At 62.5% G+C, this 7790-nt stretch carries 10 protein-coding genes; 6 read left to right on the forward strand and 4 right to left on the reverse strand.

Features of this window, described 5'->3' with window-relative positions; genetic code table 11:
- Positions 1 to 275 (reverse strand): hypothetical protein (locus AB0M56_RS50110; RefSeq protein ID WP_364190641.1); only part of this gene is annotated, 275 nt, incomplete at its 3' end.
- Between the two features lie 395 nt (positions 276 to 670).
- Between AB0M56_RS50110 and AB0M56_RS50115 the strand changes: the two genes are divergently transcribed.
- From AB0M56_RS50115 to AB0M56_RS50125, 3 genes are read left to right on the forward strand one after another with little or no spacing between them, the layout of a single operon-like run.
- A complete protein-coding gene (locus AB0M56_RS50115) occupies positions 671 to 1018 on the forward strand; it encodes a hypothetical protein (RefSeq protein ID WP_364190643.1) in 348 nt (115 codons plus the stop codon).
- Complete coding sequence (locus AB0M56_RS50120) at positions 999 to 1529, forward strand: DUF6879 family protein (RefSeq protein WP_364190646.1); 531 nt, start codon at positions 999 to 1001, stop codon at positions 1527 to 1529. The genes AB0M56_RS50115 and AB0M56_RS50120 overlap by 20 nt, the downstream gene beginning before the upstream one ends.
- A 35-nt stretch (positions 1530 to 1564) precedes the next feature.
- Positions 1565 to 2362, forward strand: coding sequence for a helix-turn-helix transcriptional regulator (locus AB0M56_RS50125; RefSeq protein WP_364190649.1), 798 nt, complete (start codon positions 1565 to 1567; stop codon positions 2360 to 2362).
- Positions 2363 to 2411: 49 nt separating this feature from the next.
- On the opposite strand, the gene AB0M56_RS50130 is transcribed toward AB0M56_RS50125, so the two are convergent.
- The 3 genes from AB0M56_RS50130 to AB0M56_RS50140 form a co-directional block, all read right to left on the reverse strand.
- Positions 2412 to 2966, reverse strand: coding sequence for a recombinase family protein (locus AB0M56_RS50130; RefSeq protein WP_364190652.1), 555 nt, complete (start codon positions 2964 to 2966; stop codon positions 2412 to 2414).
- A gap of 659 nt (positions 2967 to 3625) precedes the next feature.
- A complete protein-coding gene (locus AB0M56_RS50135) occupies positions 3626 to 4942 on the reverse strand; it encodes a tyrosine-type recombinase/integrase (RefSeq protein WP_364190654.1) in 1317 nt (438 codons plus the stop codon).
- Between the two features lies 1 nt (position 4943).
- Positions 4944 to 5390, reverse strand: a complete 447-nt coding sequence (locus AB0M56_RS50140; protein ID WP_364190657.1) for a helix-turn-helix transcriptional regulator — start codon at positions 5388 to 5390, stop codon at positions 4944 to 4946.
- Between the two features lie 198 nt (positions 5391 to 5588).
- Between AB0M56_RS50140 and AB0M56_RS50145 the strand changes: the two genes are divergently transcribed.
- The 3 genes from AB0M56_RS50145 (at position 5589) to AB0M56_RS50155 (ending at position 7492) form a co-directional block, all read left to right on the forward strand.
- Positions 5589 to 5765, forward strand: a complete 177-nt coding sequence (locus tag AB0M56_RS50145) for a helix-turn-helix domain-containing protein (RefSeq protein WP_364190660.1) — start codon at positions 5589 to 5591, stop codon at positions 5763 to 5765.
- A 171-nt stretch (positions 5766 to 5936) separates the two neighbouring features.
- Positions 5937 to 6077, forward strand: a complete 141-nt coding sequence (locus AB0M56_RS50150) for a DUF6011 domain-containing protein (RefSeq protein ID WP_364190663.1) — start codon at positions 5937 to 5939, stop codon at positions 6075 to 6077.
- Positions 6078 to 6571: 494 nt separating this feature from the next.
- Complete coding sequence (locus AB0M56_RS50155; RefSeq protein ID WP_364190665.1) at positions 6572 to 7492, forward strand: DUF3631 domain-containing protein; 921 nt, start codon at positions 6572 to 6574, stop codon at positions 7490 to 7492.
- Positions 7493 to 7790: the final 298 nt, after the last annotated feature.

A 7790-nucleotide genomic window follows, 5' to 3' on the forward strand; every position in this document is an offset into this window, starting at 1 on the left:
ATCACGTCCAGCTGACGCACCAGCGCACCGGGGATCTGCCCACCTTCGAAGTGTTCGGGGCCGGGGACTATCACGGCTTCAGCGTCCAAGCGGCTCGCTTGCGCCTTCAGACGAGCCAGTGGTGGCCGCCCGAACTTCGGGTCATAGACAACCATGTCGGCGAAGTCATAGCCGAGCTTGCTCGCGAGCTTCCGAATCTGCGACTGATCCCACAGCAGCGCCAGCCCAGACACATCGGTCCGGGCGTAGCCGAGACATGTTGGCTTGTAACGCATTACGCTCCCAGTTCATCTACGTCGTGGTTCGGGAACTCCGAAAATGCCGGGGGCTGTGGAGAAGGTTCGAGCGGTCCTGGAGTCCACGACTCCACGTAGATGCCTCCGGGCTCGCCATCGTCGTAGTCGTTTGTTTCCAGGACTCCACCGGGGAAGCTGTAGATCCTTTTGCGCTCGGTCATGTCAGCCCCTTGTCCGTGGTGAGGCAGTCCGGGACCGAGACGACTGCACCAGCCCCGAACGCCTGATCCGACGCTAAACGGCCACATTGCGGCAACTCCAGGAGCTTGCAGCAGCTTGCGCAGGTTCTTCCGAACCACTGCAAGGCGGACAACGCAGGGGGACCATTGGACGTGCTATCCGCAAGGTGCTGCATAGCAACGGGAGGACAGGTCATGAAACCTGAACAGACCACCACACTTCGGTTCCTCGGCAAGGGAGGTACCACCGGCGATGGGTGTCCCTCCGTCTACGTCACCGATCACGGCACGTTCCTAATCCAGGGATGGGTGACCGGGCAGGCGGAGACGGTCGAAATACCGCACCTACTATTGGGTTTCGTCGGAAACGACAGGTTCATCGGTGCTCGCCTGAAAGACACGGGGCGCGGCACCTTCCTCCTCACCGGGCGGCCGGTGACCGACGCCGGTACCTTGGCGCAGCTTGACCTGTACGAGGACGAGACGGCCGTCGAGGTCCCCGTGTGCGAGAGGACGTTCTACGGTGTTGCTGCTGCCGGGTAAGGAGTTTCACGGGCCGTTTGCAGCCTGCCAGCGGGAAGCGTTCCACCTGGAGGTGAAAGACACCTACGAGACGCCAGATGAGTCCGCGCCGTTCGAGCGGTTCCTCGCCGGGGAACCTGACGATTACTCGTGGCTCGATGGGTGGTTGGGTCGGGTGCGGGCAATGAAAGCCCGTGGGGTGCAGGTGCGTAGAGCGCGCGTGGTGACGGTTCCGCACACCGACTACACCGACTTCGCGTTGGAGGTCGCAGTCCAGTGCAATAGCGTTGCGGGTGAGGAGATTCGGTACCTTCCTCGCAACCGTATCGACCCCAGTCTGTTGACCACCGATGATTGGTGGCTGATGGATGATGAGACCGTAGCGTTCACCGTGTTCGAGCCGACCGGCCGATTCATCGGTGGCGCTGTCACAACTGATCCGCGGATCGCGGCCTACATTCGGGAGGTGAGGGATCGGGTGTGGGAGCACGCTGTTCCGCTCGCTGACTATGTTCCCCAGCGGACGCGGTGACCAGCGCGGCACATGAGGCACGCGAAGCTCTCGGGGTGAGACTCCGGGAGCTTCGTCGCGATGCGGGCTTGACCGGCCGTAGGCTTGCTGCGCTCGCTGGCTGGCATGAATCCAAGACCAGCCGTATCGAATACGGCAAGCAAACCCCCACCGAAGCCGACCTGCGCGCCTGGTGTGAGCACACCGGTCGCCTTGACCAGTTGCCTGACCTGGTCGCGTCGTTACGGAACATTCAGGCCGCCTACATGGAGTGGCAGCGGATCCTCGGCACTGGCACGAAGCGTCGCCAGAAGATGTCGGTGAAGCTGGAGGCTGAGACGGCTGCGATGCGCTGGTATGAGCCGTCGCTAGTGCCCGGCCTGCTTCAGACTCCCGCCTACATTCGGGAAGTTCTTGCGCTGGTCATCAGGTTTCGGTCGATTCCGGACGATCTCGAGGAGGGGATGGCCGCCAGGATCGAGCGGCAGCAGGTGCTGTATCACGGCACCCGAAGGTTCTCGTTCGTTGTCGCTGAGCAGGTGTTGCAGACGACCCTGGGAGATGACTCGGTGATGCTGGGGCAACTGGATCGGCTGTTGTCGGTGATGGCGTTGCCCCGCGTGAGTCTCGGGATTGTGCCGCGCCGCAACGTGATTGAGGCGCTGGCACCGAACGGGTTCGTGATCTACGACAACAGGCTCGTGCAGGCGGAGACAGTGACAGCCGAACTGAATATCAGCCAGCCTCGCGAGATCGCCTTGTACGGCAAGCTGTTCGCGGTGCTGACCGATCGGGCTGTGTACGGGGAAGCTGCTCGCCGGTTGATTCAGGATGAGGTGGAGAAGCGCAGGTAGGCTAGGTAACCCGGTCTGCGCCAGGGCCTTGCCTTCCTGGTGCGGTCGATCATTCGCCGGACAAGTAGCGGTAGACGGTCGCCCGAGAACACCCGAGCATCTTCGCGATGTCCGGTGCGTTGATTCCCTTCGACTTCAGCTCTTTCGCCTTCGCTGCGTCCGCGTCACCCACCTTGCGGGGACGGCCACCCTTGCGGCCGTTCGCCGCTGCTGCTGCCAATCCAGCACGAGTTCGTTCGATCATCGTGTCTCGTTCCAACTGCGCAAAGGCAGCCATGATCGTGAGCATCGCCTTACCCATCGGCCCGTCCGTGTGCAGTCCTTCGGTGAGACTGCGGAAGCCGATCCCTCGCTCGGTCAGGTGCTCGATCAGTTGGAGGACATGAACCGTGTTGCGGCCCAAACGGTCCAGCTTCCACACTGTCAGCACATCGCCCTGACGAAGGTGATCCAAGCACCGATCCAGTTCCGGCCGTTCAGTCTTCGCGCCAGACACGCCATGGTCGGTGTAGGTGCGTTCCGCGCCAGCGGCCTTCAATGCGTCGAGTTGCAGCTGAGGGTCTTGGTCGTTGGTGCTGACTCGTGCGTACCCGATGGTCGCCACTGAACCGCCTTCTGTCTCATAATCCCGTTGCTTTGCCGATTTTGAGACTAACGGTTTTGAGACATGGTTTCAAGACAGTTGTTGATCATGTTTGCTCAGAGTGGCTGGCGCTGAACTTGCCGCTCGTCTCAGTCTCAACAACCGATCGTTTATGAGACAGCAGTCGGCAGGCTTCGTAGCTACCTGGGGAGGGACCCGTCATGCCGATCCTTCGGCGCACCCTCAGGCACAGTCGCCAATTTCGCACGCTGGTGGGGGAGGGGCGGGGCATTGGTGTGCCTGACCGGGCCGCCCTACCTGGGGTACCGGCGTTGGATTCGCACCGGGTCACTCTGTGGCTCGCGGACCGTACGCATTCCAAGGAGCGTTCCGAGTCCCCGGCACCCGCCACGGAGCCCCTCCCCCGGTGCTCATTTGGGTCAGCGCACCTCTCGGTTGTCTCCCGCTTGTACGGGTTACCAGGTGTGTTTCCGAGGTGGGGAGCGGACGCCATGGCCCCCGGACTTGTCACACCTTGTCACAAATCCGGGTTTCACGGCTGTCTAATGGCATCCACCGATATCCACATTGATGCAGATCAGGAGGGGTTCTCAGTCATACTGGTCCACCCGCATTCATGGGATTAACCCAAGTACCAGTGAGTGCTAGGTGTCAGCTAATCAAGCCCCTACCAGGCGCAATGCCTGACTGGCCTTGCGGGGCTTGTCACGCTTTGCCCCAAACTCGGACAAAATGTCCGAAATGATCGCCTGCCACGCCTCTGCCGCCTCAGCCCACCGAACGAGTTGCAGGTGGGTGTAGTGCTCTTCGGTCACGTCGCCCCGAGTGCTGTGGCCCGCCCATGCCTTCACCACGTACTCATCCACACCACGCTTCTTCATCTGCGTGATGATCGTGGCCCGGCAGGCATGAGGCTTCAGGTGTCGGACTCCCGCTCGATCCAGCAGCGCGTACCAGGGCGGATAGACCGAGGTGCTGCTGATCGTTGATCCGGCAGGCCCGGCCTTGTTGCCCTTGGACTTCACCACGACCCGCGTCGGCAGTTCAGGAAACTGGCCGTTCTTGTGCTGCTCGGTCTGCCACTCCCGGACCTCACCCAGCATGGTTGTCACAAGCGGTGGTAGCCGTAGAAGTCGGTCGCCTGCCGCCGATTTCACCTTGGCGAGTTCATGCAGGCCCGTGACTGGGTTGTGGACCCACTGCTGATTCACCAACAGCCCCGGCTCGTTCCCCGCCTCATCTCGCTTCAGGAGAATGTTCTCCCACTCCGCGCCGAGGGCCTCTCCGCGCCGCAGGTTCAGCATCCACATCCAGAACATGGGCCGCATTCCCGGGGTGTTCGTGTTCTTGATGTCGTCGGCCGCGACCAGAATCCGCGCGATCTCCTCCGGGCTGTAGGCCCCCGAGTCCACGCTCGAACGCATCTGCGCCAAGGTCAGGCGGGGCCTCTCCTTCTTCAGGGATTTCACCATGGCCGCTGCGTTGTACGCCTGACCCAGATTCCGGAGCCGCTCGAGTGTGTTGTCGAGGTGGCGAACCATCTGGTTCACGCCGTCCACCACCCAGTGCTCCAACTGGGCATCCCGGAGTTCGATCACATCGGATTCCCGCAGTGCCGACACTGGCCAGTGCCCGAACTTGTCCTTCGCGGGTTGCAGCCAATTCGTGTAGGACTGCCAGGTCCGTGGGTTCTGGGACTTGTAGGGCAAGAGATAGTCGTCGATCGCGTCCCCGACCGTGTAGCCGGAGGGCAATCCGACCTGCTGTTGAACCTCCCGGGTGCGTCGGATACCCCGAGCGAAATCGTTTGCCTGGTCCAGATCCTTGAAATGCCGGTGCCGCTGGTCCCGCTTGCCCCCAGGCTTCGGTGCGCCCTCGGGACGTGCGCACCATCCGGTTCGACTGGTGCCCTTCGTCGTGCAGTCCGCCGCCGGGCGCACGTCGATATCGATCTCTTGTTTGCGCGGCCGTGCCAACCTACTCGTTCTCCTTGATCTCGTTGAGCCACAACACGAATTGCCGCAGCGCTTGACCCTGCGCTTGCGGCGAGAGTTCCTCGAACATCGGCCCCACGGTGTCGATGAACATCCGCATCGAGTCACTCAACTCGGGGTCGGCTGATGGAACAGGAGTCGCGTGCTCATGCGCCTTCGTGATGCCGTCCACGAGCGCGAGCAGGGTCGACGTCTGCGGTACGCCTCCAGCTTCCATGTGCTTGATGGTCCGCACCGGCACGTTGGATAGCTCACAGAGGCGGCTCTGCGTCAGCCCCAGGGCTTTGCGGTCAGCCATCACCCAACCTGCTACCGCCATGCGATCGGCCATGTCGAGTCGGTTTCCGCGCCGCGCCTGGTGCAGCAACCACCGGACTTCGTTGTCATGTTCGCCGCCGTCGTCGAACGCATGAGCCCGAACGTCGTCCATGCCGGTCTACCTCCGTCCACTCTCGGATACTGCGTGAACCGTATCAGAGTTGCCCGCTGCGGGTGTCATAGTTCGGGTCAAACCAGGGGTGTCATAGGTGCGTTCTCTGTCGGTCGCGCTGTTAGGATTGGATCGAAGTGGAACGCAGGGCAATAGGGTGCATGTTCTTGCACCGCCTGTGGTCAGTGAAGGAGAACCGTGTTGATCGTGACCCCGATGAGCCCCACCGAGGCCGCCCGCACTGTCGGGTGCCACCAGAACTCGATCTATGCCGCCCTGCTGTCCGGGGAGTTGAAGGGCTACCAGCGGACCGCGCCGAAGGGGCGCTGGCGGATCTTTCCTGACGATCTCGCGAAGTGGCTCAAGGGTGAGTGAGAGCAAGGAAAAGCCCGGCCTGTGCGGCAACACGGACCGGGCTGAAAGAAAACACCCATCTACCAGGAAGAATGTCTAGTGAGTAAGCCTACTACAGCCTCGAATGGCTGCGGCAATGAGTTCCTGTATCGGCAGTTCGAAGACGTGATCAGCCCGGCGGCGGTGGAGTTGATGGAAGCCCACGGGCTGAAGGTGTCGAAGCAGTGCACGGGCGGCTGTGGCCATTGGCTTACGACCCCGAGGTCGATTTCTCGGGGCATGGGTGCGTCGTGCTGGAACCGCGCTCAGCAGGCGGCGGCGGTGGCGGTGTGACCAACGATCGGCAGTCGCGTGAGGAGGCGCGGGCTGTTCTTCTCGGCGTGCTGGGTGAGGTGCGTACCCATCTGGACAGGCATATCTACACCGCTGATCCTGACGGGGACGATTCGGTGACGCTCGCGTTGTGGACGGCGCACACATGGGTAATCGAGGCCCTGTACACCTCGCCCCGGTTGTTGTTCGATTCGCCGTTGCCGGGGTCGGGCAAGACCACCGCGCTCGAACACGTGGGCAAGCTCTCCAGGGCGAAGCTGGCGATGGCGGCGGTGTCGAGTTCTGCGCTGATCCCCCGAGTCCTGGAAAGGGGGCCGCGAACTCTGCTCATCGACGAGTGCGACCGGTCGCTGTCGGGGAAGAAGCAGGGGATCGAGGACATCGTCGCCATCCTGAACACCGGGTACAAGAAGGGCGCGTCGCGGCCCGTGCTGGTCAAGAACGCTGACGGAAATTTCGATGCGAAGGAGATGAGCACCTTCGCGGCTGTCGCGATGGCGGGCAACTCCCCGGACCTGCCCGATGACACTCGTTCGCGCACCATCGAGGTCCTACTGCTGCCCGCGAACAACGGGGAAATCGTCGAGACCGACTGGGAAATCCTGGACGAACCGGTGGCGCTGCTCGCGCAGCGGCTGCAAGTCGCTGTAGAAGCCGTCGCAGATGAGTTCACCGGTTTGTCCGTGGATCTGCCCGCAGGGCTGACGGGGCGGCGTAAGGAGGTGTGGCGGCCGTTGATGCGGGTGGCTGTCGTGGCGGGCGGCGACTGGCCTCAGCTTCTGGCGCGGGTGATCGGCAAGGATATGGAACGTCTGGCCGCTGCCGTCGAAGACGGGCTGGTCTACGAGAAGCCGCATATCGCGCTGATCAAGGACATGCACGCGGTGTTCGGCACCGAAGGGTTCATGCCCACGGCGACCGTTCTCAAGGCCCTGGTCGTGCGTAACTCGTACATGTGGGGTGAGGACAAGTCTCGGGGCTTCACGGCGCTGACCGCCAAGCGGTTGGGGTCGATGCTGTCAAAGAATTTTCGGGTGCGGTCGGTCCAGCCGACGCGGGGCGCGCAGCGCGGCTACCGGCGGGCGGATCTGGAGCGCGCGTGGGCCTCGGTCGGACTGCCATCCCCCGAAACATCCGATGCACATGATGCACATGATGATCCGATGCGACCATCAGGCATCACTTCATCGGATGCATCGGATGCATCACGTGTTTCAGGTGGGGGTGGCGGCTTGTCCGAGCGTGCTGCTCAATGGTTCGCCACTCCACGGGACGATGGCAGCATTCGCAGTCTCGTCGGTGTCGAGGAACTGGCCGCCGATCTCGGCGTGACCACGGCCGAGATCATTGCCGAGCTGGGTCATGGGGACGTGTGGGGCTGCTACAGGGCCATCGACCTGAAGTGCGCCGCGTAATCCTGTAACCGTTCAACACCATGCCCCTGAGCTTGCTACCACTTCGTTACCGGCTCAGGGGCTTTCGTGGTTCCCGCTAAGGAAGACCCGGCACGGTTGCATTCGGGGCCGGGTCTTCTCGCGAAGTGCGTTGGGAAGCAACGCCTATCTTGTCCTGAAGTCGGTGGTAGATCACCCCCTTCCGGGCTTTCCCGAGCCTTCGGAGTGGTCTTAGGCCCCGTCCGCCTGAGCGGGCGGGAGGTTCCGAAGCGGAGGCATGGACCGCCGGGCGTAGGTCTCTTCTGGGGTCACCGTGATC

Source organism: Amycolatopsis sp. NPDC051372 (assembly GCF_040682095.1).
Taxonomy (GTDB): Bacteria; Actinomycetota; Actinomycetes; order Mycobacteriales; family Pseudonocardiaceae; genus Amycolatopsis.